The organism is Streptomyces sp. NPDC023573 (assembly GCF_055559735.1).
Map to the genome: position 1 here is coordinate 13,569 of NZ_JBVHKB010000009.1, position 13,066 is coordinate 26,634.

Annotated in this window: 16 protein-coding genes; 7 read left to right on the forward strand and 9 right to left on the reverse strand. The window is 71.6% G+C overall.

Annotated elements, in window-relative coordinates:
* Position 1 precedes the first annotated feature (1 nt).
* On the forward strand, positions 2–1,195 hold the full coding sequence (locus ACZ32T_RS26575) for an RtcB family protein (protein WP_467369391.1): 1,194 nt from the start codon (positions 2–4) through the stop codon (positions 1,193–1,195).
* Positions 1,196–1,243: 48 nt separating this feature from the next.
* Here the strand turns inward: ACZ32T_RS26575 and ACZ32T_RS26580 are convergent, their stop codons facing one another.
* The 4 genes from ACZ32T_RS26580 to ACZ32T_RS26595 all read right to left on the reverse strand — a co-directional run bounded on the left by ACZ32T_RS26580 (position 1,244) and on the right by ACZ32T_RS26595 (position 4,162).
* On the reverse strand, positions 1,244–2,002 hold the full coding sequence (locus ACZ32T_RS26580) for an SDR family NAD(P)-dependent oxidoreductase (protein WP_467268833.1): 759 nt from the start codon (positions 2,000–2,002) through the stop codon (positions 1,244–1,246).
* A 78-nt stretch (positions 2,003–2,080) separates the two neighbouring features.
* The gene (locus tag ACZ32T_RS26585) at positions 2,081–2,416 is read right to left on the reverse strand and encodes a YnfA family protein (RefSeq protein WP_467268831.1); all 336 of its coding nucleotides are present in this window, start codon (positions 2,414–2,416) and stop codon (positions 2,081–2,083) included.
* Between the two features lie 86 nt (positions 2,417–2,502).
* The gene (locus tag ACZ32T_RS26590) at positions 2,503–3,252 is read right to left on the reverse strand and encodes a Mut7-C RNAse domain-containing protein (RefSeq protein ID WP_467268829.1); all 750 of its coding nucleotides are present in this window, start codon (positions 3,250–3,252) and stop codon (positions 2,503–2,505) included.
* Positions 3,253–3,325: 73 nt separating this feature from the next.
* Positions 3,326–4,162, reverse strand: coding sequence for a DUF6597 domain-containing transcriptional factor (locus ACZ32T_RS26595; RefSeq protein WP_467369393.1), 837 nt, complete (start codon positions 4,160–4,162; stop codon positions 3,326–3,328).
* A 73-nt stretch (positions 4,163–4,235) separates the two neighbouring features.
* Between ACZ32T_RS26595 and ACZ32T_RS26600 the strand changes: the two genes are divergently transcribed.
* Complete coding sequence (locus ACZ32T_RS26600) at positions 4,236–4,808, forward strand: TIGR03086 family metal-binding protein (RefSeq protein WP_467268824.1); 573 nt, start codon at positions 4,236–4,238, stop codon at positions 4,806–4,808.
* Here ACZ32T_RS26600 and ACZ32T_RS26605 read toward each other — a convergent pair.
* A complete protein-coding gene (locus ACZ32T_RS26605; RefSeq protein ID WP_467369395.1) occupies positions 4,741–5,052 on the reverse strand; it encodes a hypothetical protein in 312 nt (103 codons plus the stop codon). The genes ACZ32T_RS26600 and ACZ32T_RS26605 overlap by 68 nt on opposite strands.
* Before the next feature lie 406 nt (positions 5,053–5,458).
* Between ACZ32T_RS26605 and ACZ32T_RS26610 the strand changes: the two genes are divergently transcribed.
* Genes ACZ32T_RS26610 through ACZ32T_RS26620 form a run of 3 tightly spaced genes read left to right on the forward strand, consistent with a single transcriptional unit; the run spans position 5,459 to position 8,639 of the window.
* Positions 5,459–7,171 (forward strand): PP2C family protein-serine/threonine phosphatase, encoded by a 1,713-nt coding sequence (locus ACZ32T_RS26610; RefSeq protein WP_467369397.1) that lies wholly within the window; start codon positions 5,459–5,461, stop codon positions 7,169–7,171.
* Positions 7,168–8,256: a cobalamin B12-binding domain-containing protein gene (locus ACZ32T_RS26615; RefSeq protein WP_467268817.1), complete on the forward strand. Its 1,089-nt coding sequence runs from the start codon at positions 7,168–7,170 to the stop codon at positions 8,254–8,256. Before ACZ32T_RS26610 ends, ACZ32T_RS26615 begins: the two co-directional genes overlap by 4 nt.
* Positions 8,253–8,639, forward strand: coding sequence for an STAS domain-containing protein (locus ACZ32T_RS26620; RefSeq protein WP_467369399.1), 387 nt, complete (start codon positions 8,253–8,255; stop codon positions 8,637–8,639). The genes ACZ32T_RS26615 and ACZ32T_RS26620 overlap by 4 nt, the downstream gene beginning before the upstream one ends.
* Before the next feature lie 33 nt (positions 8,640–8,672).
* On the opposite strand, the gene ACZ32T_RS26625 is transcribed toward ACZ32T_RS26620, so the two are convergent.
* The 4 genes from ACZ32T_RS26625 to ACZ32T_RS26640 form a co-directional block, all read right to left on the reverse strand.
* Complete coding sequence (locus ACZ32T_RS26625; RefSeq protein ID WP_467268811.1) at positions 8,673–9,044, reverse strand: STAS domain-containing protein; 372 nt, start codon at positions 9,042–9,044, stop codon at positions 8,673–8,675.
* A gap of 78 nt (positions 9,045–9,122) precedes the next feature.
* Positions 9,123–9,608 carry an ATP-binding protein gene (locus tag ACZ32T_RS26630; protein WP_467268809.1) on the reverse strand — a complete coding sequence of 162 codons (486 nt, stop codon included), beginning with the start codon at positions 9,606–9,608 and terminating at the stop codon, positions 9,123–9,125.
* 82 nt (positions 9,609–9,690) lie between these two features.
* Positions 9,691–10,044: an STAS domain-containing protein gene (locus tag ACZ32T_RS26635; RefSeq protein WP_467268807.1), complete on the reverse strand. Its 354-nt coding sequence runs from the start codon at positions 10,042–10,044 to the stop codon at positions 9,691–9,693.
* A gap of 39 nt (positions 10,045–10,083) precedes the next feature.
* Positions 10,084–10,680: a hypothetical protein gene (locus tag ACZ32T_RS26640; RefSeq protein WP_467268805.1), complete on the reverse strand. Its 597-nt coding sequence runs from the start codon at positions 10,678–10,680 to the stop codon at positions 10,084–10,086.
* A 292-nt stretch (positions 10,681–10,972) separates the two neighbouring features.
* On the opposite strand from ACZ32T_RS26640, the gene hemL reads away from it, so the two are divergent.
* Together hemL and ACZ32T_RS26650 are read left to right on the forward strand one after the other, a co-directional pair.
* Positions 10,973–12,280 carry a glutamate-1-semialdehyde 2,1-aminomutase gene (gene hemL, locus ACZ32T_RS26645; RefSeq protein WP_467268803.1) on the forward strand — a complete coding sequence of 436 codons (1,308 nt, stop codon included), beginning with the start codon at positions 10,973–10,975 and terminating at the stop codon, positions 12,278–12,280.
* Positions 12,277–12,963, forward strand: coding sequence for a histidine phosphatase family protein (locus ACZ32T_RS26650; protein WP_467369401.1), 687 nt, complete (start codon positions 12,277–12,279; stop codon positions 12,961–12,963). Before hemL ends, ACZ32T_RS26650 begins: the two co-directional genes overlap by 4 nt.
* Positions 12,964–13,066: the final 103 nt, after the last annotated feature.

Consider the following 13,066-nt stretch of genomic DNA (forward strand, 5'->3'; position numbering starts at 1 on the left):
TATGTCGTATGTAGAGGTGCCGGGCGCCCAGGTGCCCATCCGTATGTGGGCGGATCCGGCGTCGGTCGAGGACGTCGCGATGCAGCAGCTGCGGAACGTGTCCACACTGCCCTGGATCAAGGGCCTCGCCGTCATGCCGGACGTCCACTTCGGCAAGGGCGCGACCGTCGGCTCGGTGATCGCGATGCACGGCGCGGTCTGCCCGGCCGCGGTGGGCGTGGACATCGGCTGCGGGATGTCGGCAGTGAAGACGTCGCTCACGGCCAACGACCTGCCGGGAGACCTCTCGCGACTGCGGTCGAAGATCGAGCAGGCGATCCCGGTCGGCCGGGGGATGCACGACGACGTGGTCGATCCGGGCGGCCTCCACGGTTTCCCGACGAGCGGCTGGGACGACTTCTGGTCGCGGTTCGACGGGATCGCCGATGCGGTCAAATTCCGTCAGGAACGTGCCACGAAGCAGATGGGAACACTCGGATCGGGAAACCACTTCATCGAGTTCTGTCTCGATGAGGCCGGATCGGTGTGGCTGATGCTGCACTCCGGCTCCCGGAACATCGGTAAGGAGCTCGCCGACTTCCACATCGGGCAGGCCCAGAAGCTTTCGCACAACCAGGGCCTCGTCGACCGTGACCTGGCGGTCTTCATCGCCGACACTCCGCAGATGGCGGCCTACCGCAACGATCTGTTCTGGGCGCAGGAGTACGCGAAGTACAACCGCTCGATCATGATGGGCCTCTTCCAGGACGTGGTCCGGAAGGAATTCAAGAAGGCCGCGGTCACGTTCGAGCCGGTCATCTCCTGCCACCACAACTACGTGGCGGAGGAGCGGTACGACGGCATGGACCTGCTGGTCACCCGGAAGGGTGCCATCCGCGCGGGCTCGGGGGAGTTCGGGATCATCCCCGGCTCCATGGGGACCGGCTCGTACATCGTGAAGGGGCTCGGCAACGCGAAGTCGTTCAACTCCGCCTCGCACGGCGCGGGACGGCGGATGAGCAGGAACGCGGCCAAGCGGAGGTTCTCCACGCAGGACCTCGAGGACCAGACGCGGGGCGTGGAGTGCCGGAAGGACTCCGGTGTGGTGGACGAGATCCCGGCGGCGTACAAGCCGATCGAGCAGGTCATCGACCAGCAGCGTGACCTGGTCGAGGTCGTCGCGAAGCTCAAACAGCTCGTCTGTGTGAAGGGCTGAGACGGGGCCGGCCGCGCGCCGGCCCCGTCCGGCCGGGCCGAGAGGTGTTCACGGCGTGCGGTGGACCTTGGAGTTCGACGCCTGGGCGCGGGGGCGGACCACCAGGAGGTCGATGTTGACGTGGCTGGGCCGGGTGACGGCCCAGGTGATCGTGTCGGCCACGTCGTCGGCGGAGAGCGGGGCGTCGACGCCCGCGTAGACCTTGGCGGCCTTCTCAGTGTCGCCGCGGAAGCGGGTGGTGGCGAACTCCTCGGTCTTGACCATGCCGGGGGCGACCTCGATCACCCTCACCGGAGTGCCGACGATCTCCAGCCGGAGGGTCTCCGCCAGCACGTGCTCGCCGTGCTTGGCCGCGACGTAACCGCCACCGCCCTCGTACGTGGAGAGACCGGCCGTCGAGGAGAGGATCACGATCGTGCCGTCGCCGCTCGCGGTGAGGGCGGGGAGCAGGGCCTGGGTGACGTTGAGCGTGCCGATGACGTTGGTCTCGTACATCTGGCGCCAGTCCGCGGGGTCGCCCGTGGCGACGGGGTCGGCGCCCAGCGCGCCGCCGGCGTTGTTGACCAGGACGGCCAGGGACCGGAACGCGGTGGCGAACTCGTCGACCGCCGCACGGTCGGTGACGTCCAGGGCGTAGGCCGTCGCCTGGTGGCCCGCGTCGGTGAGCTCGGCGGCCAGCGCCTCGATGCGGTCCTTGCGGCGCGCGGTGAGCACCACGCGGTATCCGGCGGCGGCCAGCTGCCTGGCGGTCGCGGCGCCGATGCCGCTGCTCGCACCGGTGATGACGGCGATGGGGGTGGCGGCCATGCGAACTCCTCGGACAGCTGATCGGTACGGGGCCAGGATAGGCGGGGGCTCCTGGCGCGGGTTCGGTGGTTCGTGGGTTCAGTGGTCGCGGGGGGCGTACATGATCAGCGCCATGCCGGCCAGGCAGACCAGCGCGCCGGTCACGTCCCAGCGGTCCGGGCGGTAGCCGTCGGCGACCATGCCCCAGGCGAGGGACCCGGCGACGAACACCCCGCCGTACGCCGCGAGGATCCGGCCGAAGTCACCGTCCGGCTGGAGGGTGGCCACGAAGCCGTACGCGCCGAGGGCGATGACACCCGCGCCGATCCAGATCCAGCCGCGGTGCTCACGCACCCCCTGCCAGACGAGCCAGGCGCCCCCGATCTCGAAGAGCGCGGCAACGACGAAGAGGGCGACGGAACGGGCGACGAGCATGGGCCCAGGGTGGCACGCGGGGCCGGCGGGACCACACTCACGGGGTGCCGGCCGCCTACGTCTTCCGAGCACGGACAGGGCGGCCCTCAGGCCGTCGGCGCCTGGCTGCCCGTCCCGCCGAATTCGCGCACGGCATCCGTCACGATGGCTTCGAGTCGGGCGTGGTGGGCGCCCCGCCAGTACACCCGGCCGCAGGCGGCGCACTCCGCGAACACGTCGTAACCCGCCTGTGTGCCCTTCTCCAGCCGGGAGCTCACGGAGTCCTTGTCGGCCGCCGTGAGCCGCCCGTTGCAGGCGGTGCAGCGGGTCCACGGCGCCAGTACGGGGGCGAAGCGGCCCAGGACGTCGCGGAGCTGCTCCTCCGGCCGGTCGCTGTAGACGTACGCCCCCGCCCAGATCTCCCTGCGCCGGAGCAGCCCGCGGTCGCGGGAGAGCATGACGCGTCGCTGCTCCGCCGAGAGGGTGGCGAGCGCCGGGTCGCCGATGTCCTCGCTCTCGTACGCGGCGTCCACGCCCAGGAGCCGCAACCGCCGTGCCAGCGTCCCGAGATGGACGTCGAGCAGGAAGCGCAGCGGTGCGCCCGGGACCTGCTGGGGGCGTCGCACCGCCCGCACCTCGACCAGTTCGCCGGCTCCGGGGATGTGGGACACGGGCACGGGGCGGCCGTCGACGAGGATCTGCCCGGCCTCGGTGAGCGGGACTCCGAGGGATTCCACGACATGGCCGAGGGTCGACACACCGTCCGTGGTGACGGCCGTGCGTCCGCGGCGGCGGTCGTGGGCGACGAAGAGCCGCAGTTCCGGGGCTACTTCGAGGGTGATCTCAGGTCCGTTCACCTGGCCAGGATGCCATTGCGCGAGGCGCGGCGGCGAGGGTTCCGCTGCCGCCGCACCGGGACCCGGGCGGCAGTCAGCGCTGGGCGAAGGCCGTCGGGGGGACACCGACCGTGGCCGTGAAGTCCCTGGCCAGGTGGGCCTGGTCGCTGTAGCCGAGATCGGCGGCGAGCTGCGCCCAGTCGGGCTCCGGGTCCGTCTCGGCGCGCTGCAGTGCCTCGTGGATGCGGTGGCGGAGGATGACCCACTTGGGCCCGACCCCCACGTATGCGGAGAACAGCCGCTGCAGCGAGCGGACGGACAGGCCCCCCGCGCGGGCGAGGGCGTCGACCCGCAGCAGTGAGCGGTCCGTGCGCACGAGCTCGGCGAGCTCCGTGGCGAGTTCCGCCTGGGGATCGGGCGGGGGGAGGAGCGACAGCGCGTACGTGTCCAGCGCCGCGACCCTGGCGTCCTCGTCGGCCGGGCCGAGCACCGCCTCCGCCGTGGCGGAGGCGAGCGGCCCGTGCTCGGGGGTGACCAGCGCCTCGTCGGCGGGGACCCGGCGCCCGGTCCACTCCGAGACGGGCCGGTGCGGGGCGAACGGCCGGAAGGCTCCCGGCCGGAACTTCACGCCGCACACCCGTCCCCTGCCCTCCAGCCGCCGGCTGAACAGGCCCTGCACGATGCCGTAGACCTCGGCGGAGTCCGTCCGCTCCACCTCGCTGCCCGACCCGGTCCGCTGGAAGACCAGGTGGACGCTCGGGTGCGGCACGACGTGCGAGGTGTAGGGCTCCCGGAGGTCCCAGTCGATCAGCCAGTAGTGCTCGAGATGAGGGCGCAGCGCGGGTGCGGGGTCGCGTCGGCGGAAGTGCACGCGGGTGAACAGGTCGGGGGCGTCGACGATGCCCCGCGTCTCACGTCCGGGTCCGGCCATGGCGGGATCCTAAGGGGTGCGGCTGTCGTGTTTCTTCAAGACTCCGCGGCCTGCCGGGTGCATCGTCGGAGACATGAAGACGATCAGTGAACTTCTTGAGAAGGCGGCCGAGCGGGCGGTACCCGTCGTGCGGGGCATCGACGACGACAGGCTGGCCGACGGCACGCCGTGCAGTGAGTACGACGTCCGCGCCCTGCTGAACCATCTCTTCCTCGTGATCGACAACTTCCGGGTCCTGGCGGCCAAGGGGACGCCCGACTTCAGCGGCGGCGACGACGTGGTCACGGGGGACTGGCGCGGCCGGTTCGACGACGGGACGGCGCGGCTGGTGAAGGCATGGGCGGAGCCGGGTGCGGAGGAGGGGGAGGCCGGAGGCATGGCGATGCCGGCCAGAACGGTGGGTCTCATGGTGCTGGGCGACCTGACCGTGCACGCCTGGGACCTGGCCCGGGCCACGGGCCAGGACTTCGAGCCGGACCCGGACGTGGTGACGGAGCTGGAGCCGGGGCTGGCGGCGATGGCCCCGCAGGCGCGGGAGATGAAGGTGTTCGGTGAGCCGTTCCCCGTGGCGCCGGGAGCTACGGCTTTCGAGCGGGTGCTGGCTGTGACGGGCCGGGATCCCGGCTGGCGTCCGGCCGGTCACTGACGGGAGGGGTGCCACCGGTCGGGAGGAGGTCGGCCGGGTCGGTGTAGAGCTCGCCGAGGCCGGCGTACGCACGGTCGACGACGGCCTCGGCCCGGGCCAGCGCGTCGCGTGCCGCAAGTCGGGCCGCCCGGCGGCTGTACGGCGGCGGAGGCCGCCGGCGCTGTCTCCGGCAGTCGCAGACGGCGTAGACCCCGCTCGCGATGACCACCGCCGGAACGGCCAGGGTCAGCAGCAGGTCATCCATGCGGGGGCCTCCTCGGGAGCATGTGCTTCGCTCCTTGCATCATCGGTAGTCCCTGCGGTGCTGCTGAAGACGTCTCTTCGGCCAATGAATGGCCGAAGAGTGATTTCCGTGTCCCGCAGGGACGACCGTCCGGGAGCACCGTGTCCGGGACGCCTCGGCGTTCGCGCCGCTGTTCGCCTGGTGACACGTCGAGGGCGTTGCGGCAGGTGTCACACCGGCGGGGTCCCGGAGTGTGTGCTTGGTGTGAAGTTTCTCGGTACGCGTGGTGTGCGCGCAGTCCTGGGAGCACACCCCGGGAGGGGGGTGGGTTGCGATTCGCTCCTCCACTGGGCAATGGTTGCCGTTGGGAAAGTGATTGTCATCCACTTGGAAGGTGGTGCGATCCGCCGCAGGCGGGTCCCCCCTCATGGCACCTCTGAAGGAACCCATCGCCAAAAGAACTCAGCAGTATCCAGCGTCCGAGACCGACCTGTGGGGCCAGGCCCCGTACGCCGTGGTCGTCGTCGACACGGCCGGAACGGTCGTCGACCTCAACCCGGCCGCCGAGGCGCTCCTCGGGGGCGCGCCTCGGGGCACCGCACTGACGGAGGCGGTCCCGGCCTGGCTGGCGCGTGCCCACCGGAAGGTGACCGGGCACGCCCCTCGTACGACCGGGCACGCCCCTCGCACGGCCGGTGACGACCCGGCCCCCGGCCCGCGCGCCACCGCCTTCCACGGGCGGATCGGCGAGCGGAGCTTCGAGGCGCACCCGGCCCCGAACCGCGACGGCGGCGTGGTGTGGTGGCTGGCCGACACCACCGGCCGGCAGCTCGCCGAGGAGGAACTGGCCGCGGAGCGGGCACGCACCACCTTCCTGGCCGAAGCGTCGAACGTGCTCCTGGCCTCCTTGAACACCGACCGCTGCATGCGGGTCACCGCCCAACTCGCCTCCCGGCACCTCGCCGACGCCGCCGTCGTCATCGGGCCCGCCGTGGGGCGGAAACTGCCCATGGCGTACGCGGTCGACGGCACGGCAGCGGTGTGCGGCACGGTGACGGCGGACCCGGCACAGGTGCCCGGCCTGAGCGAGGCGCTGCAGGGCTTCCCGCCCGTGCCCTCCCGGTGGATCGACCCCGCCTCGCTGCCCGCCTGGCTTCTCCCGGAGGGCTTCACCGGCACTGTCGGGTCGGCCGCCGTCACTCCTCTGCCGGGCCACGGGGTCCCGGCCGGGGTCCTGGTCCTGCTGCGCGGGTCGGGGGCCACCGAATTCGACGAGAGCGAAGAGGTCTTCGCCCGGCTGTTCGCCGCGCGGGCCGGCGCGGCCCTGTCGGCCGCACGGCTGTACGCGGAACAGAGCGACATCACGCGGACCCTGATGCGGGATCTGCTGCCTCCCGAGCTGGACCGGGTGCACGGCGTCGAGTTCGCCGGCGGCTACCGGCCCTCCGCCGACCGGGACCGGGTGGGCGGTGATTTCTACGACGTGCACCCCGGCAGCACGCCCGACGACGCGTCACTGGCCGTCCTCGGCGACGTGTGCGGCAAGGGCCTGGACGCGGCCGTACTGACCGGCAAGATCCGCAACACGCTCCAGGCGCTCACGCCGATGGCCGGCGACCACGAGCAGATGCTGCGACTCCTCAACGGGGCGCTCCTCAACTCGCACCACACCCGCTTCGCGACCCTGGTGCTGGCTTCGGTCCGGCGCGAGGAGAGCCGGGTGCGGCTGCGCCTCACGTCTGCGGGCCACCCCGCCCCCCTGGTGATCCGCAACGACGGCCGTGTCGAGGAGATCGAGACCCGGGGGACCCTCGTCGGGGCGCTGCCCCACATCGAGGCCGGCACCGTGGAGACCGATCTCATGCCCGGCGAGACGTGCCTGCTCTACACCGACGGTGTGACCGAGGCGCGCGGCGGCCCCCTCGGCGACGAACTCTTCGGTGAGGAGCGGCTGAAGCGTGCCCTGGCGGAGTGCGGGGGCATGCCGGGCGCGGCCGTGGTCGAGCGTGTACAGGTGCTCGCGTCCCAGTGGCTGCACGACGGCCGGCACGACGACATGGCCCTCGTCGCGATCACCGCCCCGCCCACCACCCATCTCAGCGCGGTGGACGGCCACACCCGGGGCAGGTACACAGGATGAGCACACACACACTTGCCGCTCCCGGGACGCGCGGCCTTCAGGACCGGTTGTGGGCCGCGGTGACCGACCGGGACGAGCAGGCCGCCGCCTCGGTGATCCTCACCGCCCTGGAAGACGGGATCGACGCGGAGACGGCGCTGCTGGACGTCATCGCCCCCGTGCAGGCGAGGGTCGGCACCGAATGGGCCGCGAACCGCATCGGCGTGGCGCAGGAACACGCGGCGAGCGCCATCGCCGAACGGGTCATCGCCGCGCTCGCCCACCATCCGGCCGTGCGTACCGCACCGCGGCTCGGCCGGGTCACCGTGGCCTGCGTGGACCAGGAGTGGCACGTGCTGCCGGCCCGTCTGCTGGCCGAGGTCCTCACACTGCGCGGATGGCGGGTCGACTTCCTCGGGGCGCAGGTGCCCACGCCCCATCTCATCGGTCATCTGCACACCAACGGTGCGGACGTGGTCGCGCTGTCCTCCTCGATCCCCACCCGGCTGCCCACCGCGCACGCGGCGATCACCGCCTGCCAGGCCGTGGGAGTGCCCGTGCTGGCGGGCGGGGCGGCATTCGGCCCCGACGGGCGGCACGCGCGCCGGCTGGGCGCCGACGCGTGGGAGCCGGACGCGCGCTCCGCGGCACGCCGTATCGCGGACGGCATCGCGGTGCCGTCCGCCGGCAGGCAGCAGATCGACGACCTGCCGCACCTCGGCGACCAGGAGTACACCCTCGTCGTGCGCAGCAGGCCACAGCTCGTGCGGGAGGTGCTGGACCGGCTCGAGACCCGCTTTCCCCCGGCGGCCGCCTATACGGAGCAGCAGCGTGAGCACACGGCGCAGGACATCGCCCACGTCGTCGACTACCTGGGCGTGGCCCTCTACATGGACGACGACGAGCTCTTCACCGATTTCCTGGTGTGGACCGCGGGCATCCTGGAGGCACGACGGGTCCCGGCAGCGTCCCTGAAGCCGGTCCTCGACGTCCTGGGGACGGAGCTCAAGGACTTCCCCCGGTCCACCCGGCTGCTCGGCCGGGCGCGCACCGTCCTGGACGCCTTCCTGGCGGCCGCCGGCCACAATCCGGGAGCCTTCGGATGACCGGACTTCCCTGTCCGCCGTTCACCGTGGGGGTCGAGGCCGGGCCGGGGACCGTCCGACTGCGTCTCGTCGGTGACCTGGACTTCGACACCAGTGACCTGCTCGTGGAGCGGGCGCAGGCGTGCCTCGCCGCCGAGCCCGGCCCGCGAGACCTGTTCCTCGACTGCTCCGGGCTGCGGCTCTGCGACTCGATGGGTGTCTCCAGTCTCCTGCTGATCCACCGGGGCACCTCCACCCGCGGTGTGGCGCTGCACCTGGAGAACCCGCCGGCCTTCCTCCGCAGGATCCTGGACGCCACCGGGACGGCGCGGCTCTTCGTCCTCGACGGAGCCGGCCGGCAGACCGAGCAGGAGGAAGGCACGCCTCCCGCCCCGTCCGGCTGACGGCCCGGGTGGCGACGTGCGGGCCGGCGTCCGTCAGCGGGCGGCGGGCGGCGCACCGAGGGCCGCGTCGAGTGTCGGGTAGCTGCGGAGCACCCGGTCCACCCCCGCGGTCCGCAGGAGCCGCGTGAGGACCGTGCCCGGTGCGGCGATGCGCAGATCCGCCCGCTGGTGCACCTCGATGAGGAGGCTGAGGAACGAGGAGTCCGCGAAGGTGATCGCGGACGCTTCCAGTACGACGGTGTCGTGCCCGGCCACGGCCTGCCACATGGCGATGAAGAGCGGATCGACGCTGTCGGAGTCGAGATCGCCCTGAGCCCGGACGACCCAGCGGCCGTTGATCTCGCCTTCGTCCGCCACCACGGGAAGGCCGGCCGACGCGGAGTTGTCGAGGTGCTCGCGGGCCATGCGGGAATTATGCCAACCGGCGGTGACCACCCGCGCGGAGTCCCTGACCCCGCCGTCGGCACCCGCCGTGACGCACGCTCAGGTGAGGGCGATCAGCGCCACGATGTGCTTGCCCTCAGGGAGATACGTGACGGACACCCGCTTCGCCAGACGGCGCACCAGGAGCCAGCCGTACCCCCCGACCGAGGCGGCGGACGGATCGCGTTCCGCAGTGACCGGCGGCCGGGTGCTGGCGTCGCTGACGGTGAGGAGGAGGCCTTCGTCGGTGATCTCCGTCGTGAAGCCGGTGAGCCCGCCGCCGTGCCTGACGGCGTTGGTGACCAGCTCCGACGTCACCAGCAGCGCGTCGGCCACCACGACATCGGCCGGCCCTTCCCCGCCCATCCCGCAGAACCGCTCCTGCAGGAGCTGGACGACTGCGTCGCGGGCGGCGGCCGCGTTACGTGGCACGCCGGGCGCGCGGCCCGTGGCCACCGGCTTCTCCGGGGCGGACCAGCCGACGGCCTCATCCGGCCCTTGGGCCCGACGCCCGCCGTCCTCCAGCACTTCTCGTTCCCCGTCCATTACTTTCGGCGCCTGCCCGAACGGCCTCCGATCACACCCCCGGCGGGGTGCCCGGCCGGCGGACGGCGCCTCCCGCGGGCGCTCAGCATGTCAGCGCCGCGTCCACCGTGTCGGCGAACGTGAAGACCTCGCTGGTGCCCGAGACCTCGAAGAGCCGGCGTATGCCCGTCCCGAGCGGCCCGGCCAGGACCAGCCGCACCCCGGCCGCGGCGTGGCGGTGCTGTGCGCTCAGCAAGGTGTGCAGCGCCGCCGAGTCGGCAAACTCAAGTCCGGACAGATCGGCCACGGTCAGCCGCCCCTCGCCTCCGGCCGCCTCGTCCAGCGCCTCGTCCAGCCCCGAAGGACCCGACCACCCGTCCAGGCTCCCCCGGACACGTATCAGGACGACACCGTCGTCCGTGGCTTCCACGACCACGCGCAGTTCATCCGCCGTCATGGGTCACATTTTCCTACACCCGTGAAACCGGCTGCCGCGTCAGGGCCATACCAGGCAGTACGCCTGGTGGCCCGCGTCGTGCAGCCGGTGGGAGAAGTCCTGCCACTCGTGGAGCAGCTGGTAGACGTTGAACGCGTCGCGCGGGCCGCCGCGGTCCGGGACCGTGGACCAGATGAAGGCCGCGGCGCCGACCGACTCCTCACCGACGTCCCGCAGCGGGTCGACCACGGTCATCGGCAGCTTGACCACGGCGTAGTCGGGATGGAGCACGACCAGCTCCAGCGGGGGCACCTTGTTCAGGGGTATGCCCTGTATGCCGGTGAGGACCATGGCCGCCACCGTCTCGGGCTTGATCTTGCTGAACATGCCGCCCATGCCCAGCTCGTCGCCGCCGAGCTCCTCGGGCCGCATGGAGATGGGCACGCGCGCGGCGGTGGCCCCGTCAGGGGCACCGAAGTACTTGTAGGTCACCCCCACCCGTCCACTGCTCCTGCTCCCCGAACCGTCGACGCCGCCCGCCTGGACGTCCCGTACGCGTTCGGCCTCGCGCTCGGCCTTGCGCCGGTGCCGCCCTCGCCGGGCAGGCTCGGGCCCCAGACCGTCGGTCCCTTCGCCCACTCCGCCACCGCGATGCATATCTCATCCACCCGACTACTTCTTAGGAGACACAGCCCCGCCGCGCAACCCGATCATCGTCAGTGACCTCCCCCACGGGCGTGCGGTGAAACACCTGTCCGCAAGACCGTCGACGCCTCTGACACCATGGCATGTGTGAGCTTTCCCTATGACGCCCCAGTTTCGCAGACGCGAGGAGACTGACGCCCTTTCGTTGTACGAGCCTCATACGGGGAGAGCGCGCTCCCTGCTCACCGGCGGCCGGGTATTCCGGCCAGGCCCCCCGAAACCCGAATCGCAGATCAGGACCAAAGTGGCGTATTCATACGAAGCCCCAGTTTCACAGACGCTTTTCGACCGTGCGTCCCTCGTGACGCCCGGCGGCGTGAACTCCCCCGTGCGTGCCTTCCGGGCCGTGGGCGGTACGCCCCGGTTCATGGTGTCCGGTACGGGTCCGTACCTCACCGACGCCGACGGTCGTGAGTATGTCGACCTCGTGTGTTCATGGGGGCCGATGATCCTCGGCCACGCGCACCCGGACGTCATCGCGGCCGTCCAGGACGCGGTGGCCCGGGGCACCTCCTTCGGTACGCCGGGAGAGGGTGAGGTCGCGCTCGCCGAGGAGATCGTGGCCCGGATCGAGCCGGTGGAGCAGGTGCGGCTGGTGTCGTCCGGCACCGAGGCGACCATGTCCGCGATCCGGCTCGCCCGGGGATTCACCGGGCGCGCCAAGGTCGTGAAGTTCGCCGGGTGCTACCACGGGCACGTCGACGCGCTGCTGGCCTCGGCCGGCTCCGGGGTCGCCACCTTCGGTCTTCCCGACACGCCCGGCGTGACCGGCGCCCAGGCGGGCGACACGATCGTGCTGCCGTACAACGACCTGGAGGCCGTGCGTGCCGCGTTCGCCGCGCAGCCGGGTGAGATCGCCTGTGTGATCACCGAGGCGTCGCCGGGCAACATGGGCGTCGTCCCGCCGCTGGACGGCTTCAACGCGGGGCTGAAGGAGATCTGCGCGGCCAACGGCGCGCTGTACATCTCCGACGAGGTGATGACCGGATTCCGTACGTCCAAGGCCGGCTGGTACGGCATCGACGGTGTGCGGCCCGACCTGATGACCTTCGGCAAGGTCATGGGCGGCGGCTTCCCCGCCGCGGCCTTCGGCGGGCGTGCCGACGTGATGGCGCACCTGGCGCCCGCCGGTCCCGTCTACCAGGCGGGCACCCTCTCCGGTAACCCGGTCGCCACCGCCGCCGGCCTCGCCCAGCTGCGGCTGCTGGACGACGCGGCGTACGCGAAGGTCGACGCGGTCTCGGCGGAGCTGCGCTCCCTGGTCGGCGAGGCGTTCACCAAGGCGGGCGTCGCGCACACGGTGTCGGCGGCGAGCAACATGTTCTCCGTCTTCTTCACCGACGAGCCGGTCCGTGACTACGAGGACGCGAAGAAGCAGGAAGCCTTCCGTTTCACCGCGTTCTTCCACTCCATGCTGGAGCAGGGCGTCTATCTGCCGCCGTCCGCCTTCGAGTCCTGGTTCGTCTCCACCGCCCACGACGCCCGGGCGCTCGAGCGGATCGCCGCGGCGCTGCCCGCCGCCGCCCGTGCCGCATCGGAGGCCACCGCATGAGCGGCAGCGAGAAGGACCTCACCGTCGTCCACCTGATGCGCCACGGTGAGGTGCACAACCCGGACGGTGTGCTCTACGGGCGCCGCGCCGGCTACAGCCTGTCCGAGCTCGGCCGCGAGATGGCCGACCGGGTGGCCGAGCACCTGGAGAAGCGCGACATCACGTATGTCGTGGCCTCGCCGCTGGAGCGCGCACAGGAGTCGGCCACGCCGATCGCCTCGTCGCACGGTGTGGACCTGGCGACCGACGGGCGTCTCATCGAGGCCGCCAACGTCTTCGAGGGCAAGACCTTCGGGGTCGGGGACGGTGCGCTGCGCAAGCCGGAGAACTGGAAGCACCTCACCAACCCCTTCAAGCCGTCCTGGGGCGAGCCGTACATCGAGCAGGTCGTACGGATGATGGGCGCACTGGACGCGGCGCGCGACGCCGCACGGGGGCACGAGGCGGTCTGTGTCAGCCATCAGCTGCCGATCTGGATCGTGCGGAGCTTCGTGGAGCGGCGCAGGCTGTGGCACGACCCGCGCAAGCGGGAGTGCACCCTGGCCTCGCTGACGACCTTCACCTACCAGGGTGACGAGATCGTGTCGGTCGGATACACCGAGCCCGCCCGGGACCTGGTGCCGGCGCATCTCCTCGCGGGTGCGAAGCCGGTCAAGGGGAAGTCCAAGGCTTTCGGGGCGTAACCGCCCGCATCCCGCGCGTCCCCGCTCGCGTTCCCCGCCGTTCTGTATGCCGTGTGCAGCGCCTGTAAGGGTCTGTGCACGTAACAACTTTTGTGATTATCGG